The 13,814-nt window shown below is 65.4% G+C and carries 11 protein-coding genes; 4 read left to right on the top strand and 7 right to left on the bottom strand.

Annotation, left to right across the window (positions count from 1 at the left end; translation table 11 throughout):
• Nucleotides 1-144: 144 nt before the first annotated feature.
• A complete protein-coding gene (locus V9F06_13680) occupies nt 145-1,764 on the bottom strand; it encodes a thiamine pyrophosphate-dependent enzyme (GenBank protein MEI2618658.1) in 1,620 nt (539 codons plus the stop codon).
• Between the two features lie 160 nt (nt 1,765-1,924).
• Here V9F06_13680 and V9F06_13675 point away from each other — a divergent pair, with 160 nt between their 5' ends.
• Nucleotides 1,925-2,620, top strand: a complete 696-nt coding sequence (locus tag V9F06_13675) for an RraA family protein (protein ID MEI2618657.1) — start codon at nt 1,925-1,927, stop codon at nt 2,618-2,620.
• A 26-nt stretch (nt 2,621-2,646) separates the two neighbouring features.
• Nucleotides 2,647-3,528 carry an LLM class flavin-dependent oxidoreductase gene (locus V9F06_13670; GenBank protein MEI2618656.1) on the top strand — a complete coding sequence of 294 codons (882 nt, stop codon included), beginning with the start codon at nt 2,647-2,649 and terminating at the stop codon, nt 3,526-3,528.
• Between the two features lie 752 nt (nt 3,529-4,280).
• On the opposite strand, the gene V9F06_13665 is transcribed toward V9F06_13670, so the two are convergent.
• The 3 genes from V9F06_13665 to V9F06_13655 form a co-directional block, all read right to left on the bottom strand.
• Nucleotides 4,281-4,844, bottom strand: coding sequence for a LemA family protein (locus V9F06_13665; protein ID MEI2618655.1), 564 nt, complete (start codon nt 4,842-4,844; stop codon nt 4,281-4,283).
• A gap of 27 nt (nt 4,845-4,871) precedes the next feature.
• Nucleotides 4,872-6,914 carry a M48 family metalloprotease gene (locus V9F06_13660; GenBank protein ID MEI2618654.1) on the bottom strand — a complete coding sequence of 681 codons (2,043 nt, stop codon included), beginning with the start codon at nt 6,912-6,914 and terminating at the stop codon, nt 4,872-4,874.
• A gap of 133 nt (nt 6,915-7,047) precedes the next feature.
• Nucleotides 7,048-8,130: an ABC transporter permease gene (locus V9F06_13655; GenBank protein MEI2618653.1), complete on the bottom strand. Its 1,083-nt coding sequence runs from the start codon at nt 8,128-8,130 to the stop codon at nt 7,048-7,050.
• A 105-nt stretch (nt 8,131-8,235) separates the two neighbouring features.
• Between V9F06_13655 and V9F06_13650 the strand changes: the two genes are divergently transcribed.
• On the top strand, nt 8,236-8,424 hold the full coding sequence (locus V9F06_13650) for a hypothetical protein (protein ID MEI2618652.1): 189 nt from the start codon (nt 8,236-8,238) through the stop codon (nt 8,422-8,424).
• Between the two features lie 440 nt (nt 8,425-8,864).
• Here the strand turns inward: V9F06_13650 and V9F06_13645 are convergent, their stop codons facing one another.
• The 3 genes from V9F06_13645 to V9F06_13635 form a co-directional block, all read right to left on the bottom strand.
• On the bottom strand, nt 8,865-9,755 hold the full coding sequence (locus V9F06_13645; protein ID MEI2618651.1) for an ABC transporter ATP-binding protein: 891 nt from the start codon (nt 9,753-9,755) through the stop codon (nt 8,865-8,867).
• Nucleotides 9,756-9,759: 4 nt separating this feature from the next.
• Entirely contained in the window at nt 9,760-10,173 is a 414-nt protein-coding gene (locus V9F06_13640) for an ester cyclase (protein MEI2618650.1), read from the bottom strand.
• 1,532 nt (nt 10,174-11,705) lie between these two features.
• Entirely contained in the window at nt 11,706-12,533 is an 828-nt protein-coding gene (locus tag V9F06_13635; protein ID MEI2618649.1) for a M55 family metallopeptidase, read from the bottom strand.
• 122 nt (nt 12,534-12,655) lie between these two features.
• Between V9F06_13635 and V9F06_13630 the strand changes: the two genes are divergently transcribed.
• On the top strand, nt 12,656-13,774 hold the full coding sequence (locus tag V9F06_13630) for an aminotransferase class V-fold PLP-dependent enzyme (protein ID MEI2618648.1): 1,119 nt from the start codon (nt 12,656-12,658) through the stop codon (nt 13,772-13,774).
• Nucleotides 13,775-13,814 lie beyond the last annotated feature (40 nt).

The following is a 13,814-nucleotide window of genomic DNA, read 5'->3' as shown; positions in this document are numbered from 1 at the left end:
CCCACGCTGGAAACAGTCGAACGTAGAGGAGATCCTTCGCGTGCGCGCTCAGGATGACAAGCCGATGGGATCCACGTCGGTCCCGCCTTTTTGTCATTCTGAGCCTCAGCGAAGAATCTCTCCCTAGTGCCAGCAACAGACGAGTTAGCGCACCTTGCCGCGCGAGAGCATGCGGATCATCGGCATCGGCACTGTTGGATAGTGGACCAGCGCCGGGGCGTCTACGGCGAGCGCCTCCTTCAGCACGGCGCGGAGCTGCTCGGGAGTCTCGGCCCGATAGCCGGCCATGCCGAAGGCGTCGGCCAGCTTGACAAAGTCCGGATTCTCCAGCGTCGAGGCGATCTCGCGGCCACCGTAGCGCGTGCGCTGGATACCCTTGACGTTGCCGAACGCGCCGTCGTCGAAGACGATCGCGACGACCGGGATGTTGTGCTGCTTCGCGGTCGCCATCTCGGGCTGGGTATAGAGGAAGCCACCGTCGCCGTTGACCGAGATGACCTTGCGACCCGGCGCGCCTACCTGAGCGCCGAGCGACGTCGCGTAGCCATACCCGAGCGTCCCCTGGAATCCGGAGCTCACGTAGGTGCGCGGGTAATAGGTCGGGAAGCCCATATCGGTGTAGACGGCAACCTGGGTGACATCGCCAACAAGGACGCCGTCGTCGGGCAGCTCCTCGCGAAGCACGGTGCCGATCTCGGCCAGCACCTGGCCCTTCTCGAACAGCTCGTCCGCGACCGCCTCGCGGACGCCGGCGATCTCCTCGACTCGCGACTCGCGGGAGCGGTTGTGCTTGCCGACTGCGTCGACCAGCGCCGACAGCCCCTGGCTTGCGTCGGCCAGAATCGCGGCGTCCGGCTGCTGAACCTTGCCGAACTCCTCCGCGTCGACGTCGATGCGGACGACCTTCATCCCGTCGATGCCCCAGTCGAGCAGGGCGCGGTCGAAGCGGGTGCCGACCGCCAGTACGGCGTCGGCCTGGGCCCAGATCTTATGTCCACCCAGTAGTGACATGGTATACGGTTCGCGATCGGAGACGGCGCCCTTGGCGTTGGGGGTGAGAATGATGGGGGCCTGGAGCGTCTCGGCGAGCGCGAGCAGTGGCTCGCCAGCATCCATCGCGCCGCCGCCGGCCATGATGACCGGATACTTGGCCTGTCCGAGGATCTTCGCCGCGGCCTCCAGCGCATCCTGGTCGATGGCTGGTGACGCGTCGCGCGCGGCTGGGCCGAGCAGCGAAACATCGGCCTGACGGCCGAGCATGTCCGGCGTCATCTCGATCTCGACCGGACGCGGGCGACCGGAGAGCAGATGACGGAACGCCTCGTGGATCACGCCCGGGGCGTCCTCGGGCTGCGGGATGTAGGTCGCGGACTTCATGATGTGGGCAATCATCTCGCGCTGGTTGGGGATCTCGTGGAGGGCGCCGATGTTCTTCTCGTACTGGTGCTCCCAGATCTGGCCGGCGATCACCAGCACTGGCGCGTTGCAGGCCCAGGCAGTCGAGAGCGCGCCGGCCGCGTTCAGCAGGCCCGGGCCGGGGACAACGGCACAAACGCCAACCCTGCCGGACGTCTGGGAGTAGCCGAACGCCATGTACGCGGTCGACTGCTCGTGTCGGGTGTGGATCACGCGGAGCTTGTCCTGTGCGCCGTAGAATGCGTCGAACAGATTGTCCATCTGGACGCCGGGGAGCGCAAATACGGTGTCGACGCCATTCGCGATCAGCGAGGCGACGATTGCCTCGCCACCAGTCAACTGCGGCATAGTGCCACTCTCCTGCCATACCGCCCGGAAAAGTCCCAGGCCCATCTCTGATTATGGAGACCGCGCCGATGATAGGCCCGGACTCGGTATTTGGCAACAAGCATCGCAACACGACGAGGTCGCGTATAGTGACCGGCGTGTCACAACGAGGGAGCGATAGATGAGTGAGCCTGGATTTGTCATCAACACGCTGACCAAACGGCCAGACCCTGCCGCGCTGGCGCCGCTTCGCGACCTGGCGACGCCGCTGCTGAGCGATAGCCTCGGCAGGCTGGCCGGCGCGGTCGGGATCCGCCCGTATCATCGCCCGGGGCAGCGGATGGTCGGGCCGGCCTTCACGGTTCGGACGCGATCTGGCGACAACCTGATGATCCACAAGGCGCTCGATCTTGCCGCGCCGGGCGACATCATCGTTGTCGACGGCGGCGGCGACCTTTCCCACGCGCTGGTTGGCGAGCTGATGCAGACGCACGCGATCGCCCGCAAGCTGGGTGGTCTGGTGATCGACGGCGCCATCCGCGATGTCGCCGCCATCGCTGCCTCCGAGTTCCCCTGCTTCGCGCGCGGTGTCATCCATCGGGGGCCATACAAGGACGGCCCCGGCCAGATCAACGTTCCGGTCACGATCGGCGGCATGGTCGTCAACCCCGGCGACATCGTCGTCGGCGACGAGGACGGCGTGCTTGCGTTCTCCCCGGCGCTGCTCGGCGGGCTGATCGTCGACGCAAGCGAGAAAGCCGCCCAGGAGCAGGACCAGCTCGCGGCGACGCTGGCCGGGACGCTCGACCGCTCATGGATCGACGCAGCGTTGCGGAGCAAAGGCCTCACGGATATTGGCCCACGGCGAGATGGATAGCAGCGAAGACGCGAGGAGACGCATCGATGGGTGAGCGGCCGCAGGATCGACTGGAGTTCGGGATCGTCACCGGCCAGCATCGCCGGCCACTGAGCATGATCGAGGAGCACTGGCGCTTCGCCGAGGAGACCGGCTGGGATTCGGCCTGGCTCTTCGACCACTTCTTCTCGCTCGGTGAGGATGACACCGACATCTGTCTGGAGGGCTGGACGCTGCTGGCGGCGATGGCTGTCAGGACCGAACGACTGAGGCTCGGGCTGATGGTGACTGGCAATACCCACCGCAACCCGGCAATCATGTTCAAGCAAGCGGTCACCGTCGATCAGATCTCGGGCGGGCGGCTCATCCTCGGCATGGGCGCCGGCTGGAACGAGCGCGAGCACGCCGCCTACGGCATCCCGTTCCCGCCGGCCGGCGAGCGTGTCGATCGCGTCGGCGAGGCGCTGGCGCTGATGCGGCAGCTGGAGACGCAGGAACGGACGACATTCGCCGGCCAACACTACGCGCTGGAGAACGCGCCATTCGCGCCGAAGCCGGTCGGTGGCCACATTCCAGTGCTGATCGGCACGGCCGGCAAACGGATGCTGCGCCACGTCGCCCGGTATGCCGACTTCTGGGATGGCGGTGAGGACCCGGAGGCATTCGCCGCCAATGGCGCGCGCCTCGTCGACTATTGCCGCGAGATCGGCCGCGACCCGTCCGAGATCCGCTGGGTCATCTCCGCGTATGCGAAGCCGCTTGCCTCGGTCGACACCTTCCGCCAGCACGTCACCGACTATGCCCGAATCGGGGTGCGGACGTTCCTGTTCAACACGCCGTTCTCCGCGCTGCCGCCGCTCTTCACCGAGCTGGCAGAGCGGGTCATCCCGGAATTGAAGGAGCAATACGCGGCCGGCGACCTCGCCTGACGGCGTGCCTCGCACGTTTTCACGATTCACGATCCCTATAGGGGGATGACACTACGCGTGAGAGGCCGGGGCGGCAGCATCCTCTGCCTCTTGTCATTCTGAGCGCGCACGCGAAGAATCTCCCACCCGCTGGATGCAGTCCAACGCAGGAGAGATCCTTCACTGCGGTTCAGGATGACAATTGCCCCTTGTCATTCTGAGTGCGCACGCGAAGAATCTCCCACCCGTTCGATGCAGTCCAGCGCAGGAGAGATCCTTCACTGCGGTTCAGGATGACAATTGCCTCTTGTCATTCTGAGTGCGCACGCGAAGAATCTCCCACCCGTTCGATGCAGTCCAGCGCAGGAGAGATCCTTCACTGCGGTTCAGGATGACAATACGCGAGTGTGGCCGGAGCGGCAGCATTCCCCGCCTGTTTGTCATTCTGAGGCCGCAGCCGAAGAATCTCCCCGCTGGATGCAGTTCAACCTAGGAGAGATCCTTCACTGCGGTTCAGGATGACAAGCTAGCGGGCTGGCTGCCGACCTCTCCGGCTGACGTGGGTAGATGGAGAGATTCATGATTTCACGATTTCATCCCCCTATAGGGATCGTGAATCATGAATACCGGCTCCCGATCTGAACAGACCTATCGCGAACCGGGGTAGCGCCCTGCGGGGCGCGGACAGGCCTAGGCCTGTCCCTACGGCAGTCGTTGCGTCTGCCCCGCCTCCCCACGTTCCCCTCCCCTCACAGGGGAGGGCGAGGGAGGGGTTATCCGAACTGCACGGCCGGCACAGCCCGCTCCGGCGCGGCCTCGTCCAGGGTGAACAGATCGCCCGCGTGGAATCCCATCGCCCCGGCGAAGATAACTGCCGGGAACGACTCGCGGGCCGTGTTGTACTGCATCACGCTATCGTTATAGAACTGCCGGGCGAACGCGATCCGGTTCTCGGTCGAGGACAGCTCCTCCTGGAGCGAGAGCATGTTCTCGCTGGCGCGAAGCTGCGGGTACGCCTCGGCGACGGCAAACAGCGATCGCACTGCCTGGGTGAGCTGATTCTCCGCGTCCGCCCGCTGGGCGACATTGCTGCCGGCGGCGATCGCTTGCGCCCGAGCCGTCGTCACCCGGTCGAGCACGTCGCGCTCGTGATTCATGTACCCCTGGACGGCATTGACGAGATTCGGGATCAGATCGTGCCGCCGGTTCAGCTGGACATCGATCTGGCCCCAGGCGTTGCGCATCTGATTGCGCTTGCCGACCAGCCCGTTGTAGGTCAGCACCGCAAACAGGATGACCAGCACGACGATAGCCCCGATGATAAGTTCGACTGTCATAGCGTAATCCCTCTCGTCCAGTTCCGCTCAGCGCGGGATAAGCACGGCGAACAATCCGTAGACCATCATCATCAGCACCGACGCGAAGAGGACGCTGACGGCGATCAGCACCGCAAGAAGCGCCAGCATCAACACCGCCAGAACCGCAACGAGCACGAAGACCACCGGCATCACGACGAACGACGCCGGCCCCTTGCGCGATTGATGACCTCGCTTCACCCGCGGGTCGACATCGTCGACTGCCGCGCCCATGCGGCGCAGCCGGCGCAACCGGCGGTTCACGGAGGGATGCATCGAGACGATCCCGCCGAAGCCGCTCGACTTGCTCGCCGGCGGGTTCTCGATTGCAGCCTCAGGCATCTGCTCCATCGCTCGACGCCGGATATCGGCTACTGCCTGCGCTCGATGCTCGGCCTCTGACATACCGGGGGCCGGCGGATTGGCCATCTCGGCAGCCAGCTCCTGCATCAGCTGCTGGCGCATCGCCACTGCCTCGGGGGAGACCGAGCCCATGTTCGCCGCGCCGGAGACGAACATCGGCAACGCCCAGCCACTGCCGGCCACCCCGCAGCCGTGCTCCGCCTGCGCCGCCAGCCCACGCGCCAACCCCTCGGGATTGCGGGTAAGCTGGACGGCTGTCGCGTCGGCAAGGTAGCGCCGGGTTCGCCAGAGCAGGCCGAACGCCGGCTGCAGCACGAGCATGTTGAGAAATAGCAGCAGGATCTGCGGCATCATCGCGGCCAGGTAGTAGGGCAGGATGATGATTGCGTGGGTCATGGCAATAACGCGTCGCGCCAGCCAGAATGCATAGACTCGCTGATACAGAATCAACGCCCCGGCCGCCCCGAACAGGATCAGAAAGCCCAGGTTGCGGGCTGCGTCCGGCCAGCCGGCAACCAGCGTGTAGATGAAGTACCCAAGCGCCACGAACGGGAAGGCCTTGAGCAGCTCCAGTTTCGGGCCAGCGCGCTGGACAGGTGGCGTCACCTCCTCGGTGAGACTCTCGAGATCATTCTTCTCGTCGAAGTTCTCAGCGGTGTCGGCCAGCATTTCGGAGAGCGCGCGAGCCTCATCCAGCCGCTCTGCCTCTCGCTTGTGGCCAAAGAGGTAGCGCAGCATGCGACCGACTGTCGCGCGAGCCGGGCCACTGATCGGCATCCGGATCACGGCAGCGGCGAAGCCAAACGTCTGAAAGACCGCCAGCATCGAGCGCGCGCCATCCAGATCGCCGTTGGCGATCGAGGCGACGAGGTGTGCCAGCAGCCCTTGTGTCTCGTCGCGGTCCAGATGATCGAGCATCGGCCGGGAGACGATGACGGCGGCGTCCTTCGTGGAAGAGCCGAGCATCGCGGCGTTGGAGATCGGCGCGTCGATCAGCATCACCCGGGGCGCTGGGATGCCGGCGGCAATCGCCATCTCCTCGACGACGTTGACCAGCTGGCGCTCCTCGAAGTCGTCCGGCCGCGGCTCGCGCGCGCCCAGCGACAGCAGCATCCCGCCAACGCCGGCCCGGGCGAACAACGCCCGCAACGCCACCCACATCGCCAGCATTGCGGCGATCCCCGGCAGGAGCCAGATCGAGGCAGCCAGGACGAGCGATCCGATCGGCAGCTGCCGCACAGTGCTATCGCCGGCCGCGTCGAAGATCCGCTTGAGGGCGAGGCCCACCCACTGATAGGCGGACCAGACGCCATCTGGCACCGCCACCACCAGCCCGAGCAGACGAGTGACAACCAGAACAACCGCGAACAGCAACGGCGTCAGCACCAGGCTGAGCGGGATGCCGGTCAGGACCGCGGCAACCGCGGACATCGCCGCCAATCGCCAGGTCGCCCGACGGTTGCGTCGCTGGGCGGCGAAGAAGCTCTCGCGATCGATCGGGCCGAGGGTGGGCTGGTAGACCGATGCCTCGGCCGATGGTGGAGGGACGCTGGCGGGAGCCGCCTCAACCACGTGGCCGACGGCGGCCGGCATGATACTGCCGACGTGAGACAGGATGAGCGGTTGGCCACAGGCCACGCACACAAGCGCGCCAGTGTTATTCGCCGCCCCGCATCGAGAGCACTGCATGGCTCGTTCTCTAATACAACAAACGCGAACGACAACGAAACCGCAGACACTGAGCCGATATCAACACGCCACAGACTAGCACCAGGTCGCGCAAGATACTAGTACTTCGCGTTGCGATATTTACGGACTGGGGCTATATCTCACGACGCGATAGCGTCCAGAAGGTGATGGCGTAGACGGCGACGGCCCAGATGGCGAGGACGAGGATCGACTGCCACGTATCGCCGAAGATCGGCTTCTGGCTGAGCGCGTCGATCGCCATCCGCATCGCATGGGTCGTCGGAAAGATCAGCAGCACATCCTCGACCCACTTTGGCGCCGGCAGGCCGGTGACGAAGGCCGGAGCGACGACCGGCAGGACTAGCATGCCGCCCCACGAGGTTAGCTGTGATAGCTTGAGCAGGCTGCCGAGCATCAGCCCGACACCGTCCAGCACGATCGCCAGCAGTCCGATCGCCAGTCCGAAGAGCAGCGCGTCGTGGGGCGATATGCGGGTCACCGCCAACAACAACGGCGTCGAGATCGCGACGTACACAATGCCGAACAGCGCCTTGGCGGCGATCACCTCCCAGTAGGAGGCAACCATCACCAGGGCATCGAGGGTCCGCCTCTCCTTCTCTTCGGCGAGGATGTACGGCACTGCGTACATCGTGATCATCGCGACCTGCATGATCAACGCAGAAAGCACGAAGTAGGTATTCATACCCATGTTCTCGATCAGCGAGGTCGTCGTCGACTTGTTGACCGTCTCGACCTGCACCTGGGCGGGTGGTTGCTGGCCGGCCTGCTCGCGCAGCGCCGCGTCGAGCATCGACAGAAGGAATTGCGGGCCGACTCCGGCCGTGTCAGGACGCATCACCATCAGCGGCGGCGACTGGCCGGCTTGAACTGCCGCGTCAAATCCCGCCGGGACGACGAGCCCCAGGTCCGCTTTGCCGTCGTCGACCTGCTGCTTCACGATATCGGCGGTATCGACCTGGGAAATGGAGAAGGTCACGTCCGGACCTGCGATCTGCTTCATCGCCTCGGGCAGATTCGTCGCATCGACGCTGGTGTAGGCCAGATTGACACTCAGGGTCGTCTGATCCTGGACCAGCACGACATTGTAGAAGATGCCCAAAGCGAAGGGGACCAGAACTGCGACGAGAATGCGCGCGTCGCGAACGGCATCACGGAAGTCCCGCCGGAAGATCGTCAGAATACGCCGAATCGACACGCGCCCCACCCCCTCGTTCGCCACGAGTATACCGACGAGGATGGCGACGCTCAGAGTCCGTGCTAGCGTGTCACAATACTGGCAACACGAAGGGATTGCGGGAATATGTGGTGGCACGACGTGCTCTGGGGGCTGTGGAACGGGCTAACTGCCTGGATTGTTCTGATCGTCCACCTGTTCGGCGGACTGCAAGATCAGCCCATCTACGATGTGGCCCGGCAGGGCGGCTGGTATGACTTCGGGTTCCTGCTGGGCGCCGGATCGCCGTTCCTGGGCGGAGCAGCACGCCACTGACCGGTTGCAGTCAGGGCAGTCAGTCTGTGGCGCCGCCGCCTCCTCCTCCTTGTCATTCACTGCCCGGAGGGCACCCGCGCAGCCGAAGAATCTCCCCGCTGGATGCAGTCGAACGGGGGGAGATCCTTCGCGTGCGCGCTCAGGATGACAAGCTAGCAGGCTGGCTGCCGAACCCTGCCTCTTTGTCATTCACTGCCCGGAGGGCACCCGCGCAGCCGAAGAATCTCCCCACGCTGGAAACAGTCGAACGTGGGGGAGATCCTTCGCGTGCGCGCTCAGGATGACAAGCTAGCAGGCTGGCTGCCGAACCCCGCCTCTTTGTCATTCTGAGGCCGCAGCCGAAGAATCTCCCCACGCTGGAAACAGTCGAACGTGGGGGAGATCCTTCACTGCCGGGTGCCCTCTGGGCGGTGGATGACAAGCTAGCGGGCTGGCTGCGATCAGTGCAGCGAGCGGCCGGCCAGCGCGATGAAGACATCCTCCAGCGTGCCCTCGTCGGAGTGGATCGTGAGCACCCGGCCATCGCGCATCCAGCCGGCCAGCAGGTCCGCGTCCTCGGCATCGTTCAGGTTGAGCGATCGCTCCTCGCGCGTGTCCAGCACGACGCTCGCCGTCCGATGACCGTAGCGCAGCTTCAGCTCCTGCGGGGTGTCAAGCGCGACGATCTTCCCCTGGCTCAGGAAGGCGACCCTGTCGCACAGCTCGTCGGCCTCGTCCATGTAGTGGGTCGTCAGAAAGATGGTCGCGCCGCGCCCGGCGAGCTCGCGGACGATCTGGCGGATGTCGCGCGCCGAGGCCGGATCGAGGCCACGGGTTGGCTCATCCAGGAAGAGCAGGCGCGGGTCGTTGATCAGCGAGCGGGCGATCAGCAGGCGCTGCTTCATGCCGGTCGAGTACGACTTCACCTTCTTCCCTGCCGCGTCCTCCAGCCGCACTCGCGCGAGGAGCTCGTCAACCCGCACACGAGGCACGGCGTAGAGGTCCGCAAAGAAGGCGAGGTTCTCCCGCCCGCTCATCCGGTCGTAGAGGTTCTGCTCCTCGAAGACGAGGTTGATCAGCGGCTTGATGGCGTCGAGGTCGGTCACCACGTCATGGCCGGCGATCGTCGCCCGGCCGGCCGTCGGGCGGGTGCGACCGGTCAGCATCCGGATGGCTGTCGTCTTGCCAGCGCCGTTGTGGCCCAGCAGGCCGAAGATCTCGCCGCGCCCGACAGTGAAGCTGATCCCATCGACGGCGCGAACCTCTCCGTAGTGCTTGGCCAACTCCGCGACGACGATCATCGGCGCGGCCAGGTCGGAGATTGCCGCCTCGCGCGGCTGGGCGATCACCATGGCGCTACTCCAGCGTCGTCGCGCCCAGCTGGCGGCGCAGGCCGAGCGCATCCCAGCCATCGAACCCCTCGGCGATCTGCCCGTCGCGAATGATGTCGAGGCTCATGCCGGCCACCCGAATGCTGCGCCCGCTGGCGGGGATGCCGAGGAACTCGCCCTGCTGGGTGCCGGTCAGCGTCCAGCGTGTGACGACTCGATCGCCCTCGGCGACAATGTCCTCGACGGCGAAGTGCAGGTCCGGAAACGCTCGCTGCCACTCGCGCCATTGCTGGCGAAATGCCTCACGTCCGGCGCCGAAATCGGCGTCGTTGCCCGCTGCATTCTCGGCGATATAGCGGTCGATCGCCGCCTCGTCGCGAGCGTTCCAGACCTCCTCGAAGAACCGCCGCGCCAGCTCCCTGTTCGCGTCCGCCGACATTCGCGCCCCCTTCTCTATCAGGGAGAGTGTAGACGAAACGAAGGGATGAGGGGCCGGGATTGGACACGTTGAGTCAGATCGTATCAGCTTGTCCAGCTTGTCCACTTCTATGGGGCCGGGATTGGACACGTTGAGTCAGATCGTATCAGCTTGTCCAGCTTGTCCACTTCTATGGGGCCGGGATTGGACACGTTGAGTCAGATCGTATCAGCTTGTCCAGCTTGTCCACTTCTATGGGGCCGGGATTGGACACGTTGAGTCAGATCGTATCAGCTTGTCCACTCTCTCAGGTATGGAAGTGGACAAGCTGGCCAAGCTCGCCGGATGCAGTCCAGCGCAGGGGAGATTCTTCGCGTGCGCGCTCAGAATGACAGAAGACCGGGAGGCTGCCGTTCTGTGACGACGGGATTCCTAAATTCCCAATCCCTTAGGGGTCAGGAATTTGGGAATTTGGGAATCGCCCTGAGCACGCTGCTACCACAAGCGGTTGGTTCCGGCAGCATCCCCGTGCCTTTGTCATCCCGAGCCTCAGCGAGGGATCTCCCACCCGTTCGATGCAGTCCAGCGCAGGGGAGATTCTTCGCGTGCGCGCTCAGAATGACAAGCGATAGGGTCGGCAGCCACCCCGTGCCTTTGTCATCCTGAACCGCAGTGAAGGATCTCCCACCCGTTCGATGCAGTCCAGCGTAGGAGAGATTCTTCGCGTGCGCGCTCAGAATGACAAAAGGCGGGGGATGCTGCCGGTCTGTGTCGGCGGGATTCCCAGATTCCTGAATTCCCAAGTTCCTAATCCCTAAGGGATTGGGAATTGGGAATCGCCCTGAGCACGCTGCTACCACAAGCGGTTGGCGCCGACAGCCACCCCGTGCCTTTGTCATCCTGAACCGCAGTGAGGGATCTCTCCTACATCGGACAGCCGCCAACGCTGGGGGAGATTCTTCGGCTGCGGCCTCAGAATGACAAAAGGCGGGGGATGCTGCCGGACGCGAACGGCGGGATTCCCAGATTCCTGAATTCCCAAATTCCTGACCCCTTAGGGGTTGGGAATTGGGAATCGCCCTGAGCACGCTGCTACCACAAGCGATAGGGTCGGCAGCCACCCCGTGCCTTTGTCATCCTGAACCGCAGTGAAGGATCTCCCACCCGTTCGATGCCAGTCCAACACAGGAGAGATTCTTCGGCTGCGCGGGCGCCCTCCGGGCAGTGAATGACAAAAGGCGGGGGATGCTGCCGGTCTGTGTCGGCGGGATTCCCAGATTCCTGAATTCCCAAATTCCTGACCCCTTAGGGATTGGGAATTTGGGAATCGCCCTGAGCACGCTGCTACCACAAGCGGTTGGTTCCGGCAGCCACCCCGTGCCTTTGTCATCCCGAGCCTCAGCGAGGGATCTCTCCTACGTCGGACAGCCGCCAACGCTGGGGGAGATTCTTCGGCTGCGGCCTCAGCATGACAGAGAACCGGGAGGCTGCCGACCCGACATATTCACTGCGGTCGGCTACGCAATGGGCTACCATCCCTCATCCCCACCGTCTCACAGCGGCGTCGAGCAGAGGACGGTGACGAGGCGGAGGATGCGGTAGGCGTCGGGCATCGTCGGGCGGGTGAAGCGCAGGGTGCGGCCGTCAAGACGCTCGATGTCGTCGAGCATGCCGACGAGGTCGGCGAGGGCGGGGCGAGCCAGCGTGACGGTGACCACGACCGGCTCGGCGACGACCAGCGGCCGGAACGTCAGGCGTTCGCGGATGGCGGCAGCCGCAGCCTCGCGGAGCCTCCGGCGCGCGACGTTCGGGTGGATCGACTCGGCAGCCAGGTTGGCGCGGCTATGCTTCAGCTCGGCAATCAGCGGGCCATCGCCGAGCAGGTCGCGTGCCTCTGCTGCAACCGACTGATCGCCAGCCACCAGCGCGACCGGCACGCCATACGCGCCGGCCATCGCGGCGTTCAGCCCCAGCTCGCCCATTGCTGTGCCATTGATCGTTACGTCAAGTATCGTGCCGGTGAACGTGTGGCTGAGGACGGATGGCGCGCTGCCGGCCCGGCCGTGGACGCCGACGAACATTGCCAGGTCGTAGCCGCCGTCGATGCCATCCATCATCCCGAAGTGACGCGGCTTGCCACGGCTGAGCGTCGCGCGCTCGTCCAGCTCCTCGGGGATGATGTTGCGGTACGGCCCGTGGACATCGACGACCGACACCTCGGCGCTCGGGTCTGCGTCGAAGATGCCGGCCACCACCGCGCTGGCCTCGGCGGTCATCAGCCGCCGCGCCCGCTCGTACTCGGGGTTCCCCGGCGAGCCCTCCGACGGATGGACGACCCCGGCCACGCCCTCGATATCGACCGTCACGAACACTCGCATCATGCTGTCTCCTCCTTCGTATCGACCAGCCGCCGCGACGATGCAGCCTCGGTCGGCTGTTGTCAACCGGCAGCGTGGCCCGGAGAATGACACGACGATCTGAAGGCAGCTTTGAAGGGGGCATCATGGGTGACGGGACGGCGCTGGTGACGAAGGATCGATTCATCGGCGGGGACGAGCGAGCCTATCTGCTGACGGCCGGCGAGGGTCTGGCCCCGGCCAGCGTGCTGGACGCGACCGCGCGCTACTTCGCGGACAAGGCCGCCGGAACGCCCGGCCGCGCCGCCCAGGAGGCGGTCGAGCGCGAGTGCCGGGCCGGGCTGGCGGCGCTGATGGGCGCACAGCCGGACGAGATCGGGCTGCTCGGCAGCTCGTCGGAGGGCGTCAACGCTGTCTACGCGCTGGTGGACTGGCAGCCCGGCGATAACGCCGTCGTGCCGGTCGATGCGCTGGAGTTTCCGTCGGTGATCCTGCCGGCCCTGCGCCGCGAGCGCGACGGCATCGAGATCCGCCGCGTCCCGCACGAGGAGTGGGATATCCGGCCGGAGGAGATTGCCGCGCTGGTCGATGACCGCACCCGGCTGGTCTTCCTCTCGCACGTCTCCTACCGGACCGGCACGCGGATCGACCTGGAGCGCGCCGCCGCGCTGATCCGCGAGCGCAACCCGCGGACAATCGTCGCGGTGGATGCCACCCAGTCGCTGGGCGTCGTGCCCGTCCCGGCGCGCGCCTGCGACTTCGTGGTCGCGACGACCTGCAAGTGGCTACTTGGGCCGCACGGCGTCGGCGTCTTCTTCTGGAACCGCGAGCGCCAGCCGGACGCCGAGCCGGTCGGGATCGGCTGGTACAGCGTCGTCGACGACCTGCATTTCCCCTACGACCTGAAGCCGGACGCCAGCCGCTTTGAGATGGGCGGCCCGAATATGCTGGGCATCTACACGCTGAACGAGGGGGTGCGGCTGTTGAACAAGATCGGCGTCGCGCAGATCGAGCGCCACGTCCTCACGCTCGGCGGCCGCCTGCGCGAGCAGCTCGACGCGCTCGGTCTGCCGCTGATGACCCCAGCGGATCCCGCCCGGCGGGCCGGCATCGTCGCCTGGGCCGACCCCGACTGCGCCGCCACCGCCGCCCGTCTCGCCGCCCAGGGCATCGCCGTCTCCGGCAGCTCCGGCCGCATCCGCGCCGCCATCCACCTCTACACGACCGCCAGCGAAGTCGATCGCCTCCCCCAGGCCATGCGCTAGAACGAAAAAGCCCCCCTCTCCCGCAGGAGAGGGGGGTTGG

It is taken from the genome of Thermomicrobiales bacterium (assembly GCA_037045155.1).
GTDB lineage: Bacteria > Chloroflexota > Chloroflexia > Thermomicrobiales > CFX8 > JAMLIA01.
The sequence above is the reverse complement of the archived record's forward strand: the minus strand, read 5'-3'. Positions and strand labels throughout refer to the sequence as shown.

Coding starts and splice junctions, on each gene's coding strand:
- V9F06_13635 (MEI2618649.1), bottom strand. CDS start 12,533: ATGATGCGAGTGTTCGTGACGGTCGATATCGAGGGCGTGGCCGGGGTC.
- V9F06_13650 (MEI2618652.1), top strand. CDS start 8,236: ATGTGGTGGCACGACGTGCTCTGGGGGCTGTGGAACGGGCTAACTGCC.
- V9F06_13680 (MEI2618658.1), bottom strand. CDS start 1,764: ATGCCGCAGTTGACTGGTGGCGAGGCAATCGTCGCCTCGCTGATCGCG.
- V9F06_13630 (MEI2618648.1), top strand. CDS start 12,656: ATGGGTGACGGGACGGCGCTGGTGACGAAGGATCGATTCATCGGCGGG.
- V9F06_13675 (MEI2618657.1), top strand. CDS start 1,925: ATGAGTGAGCCTGGATTTGTCATCAACACGCTGACCAAACGGCCAGAC.
- V9F06_13670 (MEI2618656.1), top strand. CDS start 2,647: ATGGGTGAGCGGCCGCAGGATCGACTGGAGTTCGGGATCGTCACCGGC.
- V9F06_13640 (MEI2618650.1), bottom strand. CDS start 10,173: ATGTCGGCGGACGCGAACAGGGAGCTGGCGCGGCGGTTCTTCGAGGAG.
- V9F06_13645 (MEI2618651.1), bottom strand. CDS start 9,755: ATGGTGATCGCCCAGCCGCGCGAGGCGGCAATCTCCGACCTGGCCGCG.
- V9F06_13665 (MEI2618655.1), bottom strand. CDS start 4,844: ATGACAGTCGAACTTATCATCGGGGCTATCGTCGTGCTGGTCATCCTG.
- V9F06_13660 (MEI2618654.1), bottom strand. CDS start 6,914: ATGCAGTGCTCTCGATGCGGGGCGGCGAATAACACTGGCGCGCTTGTG.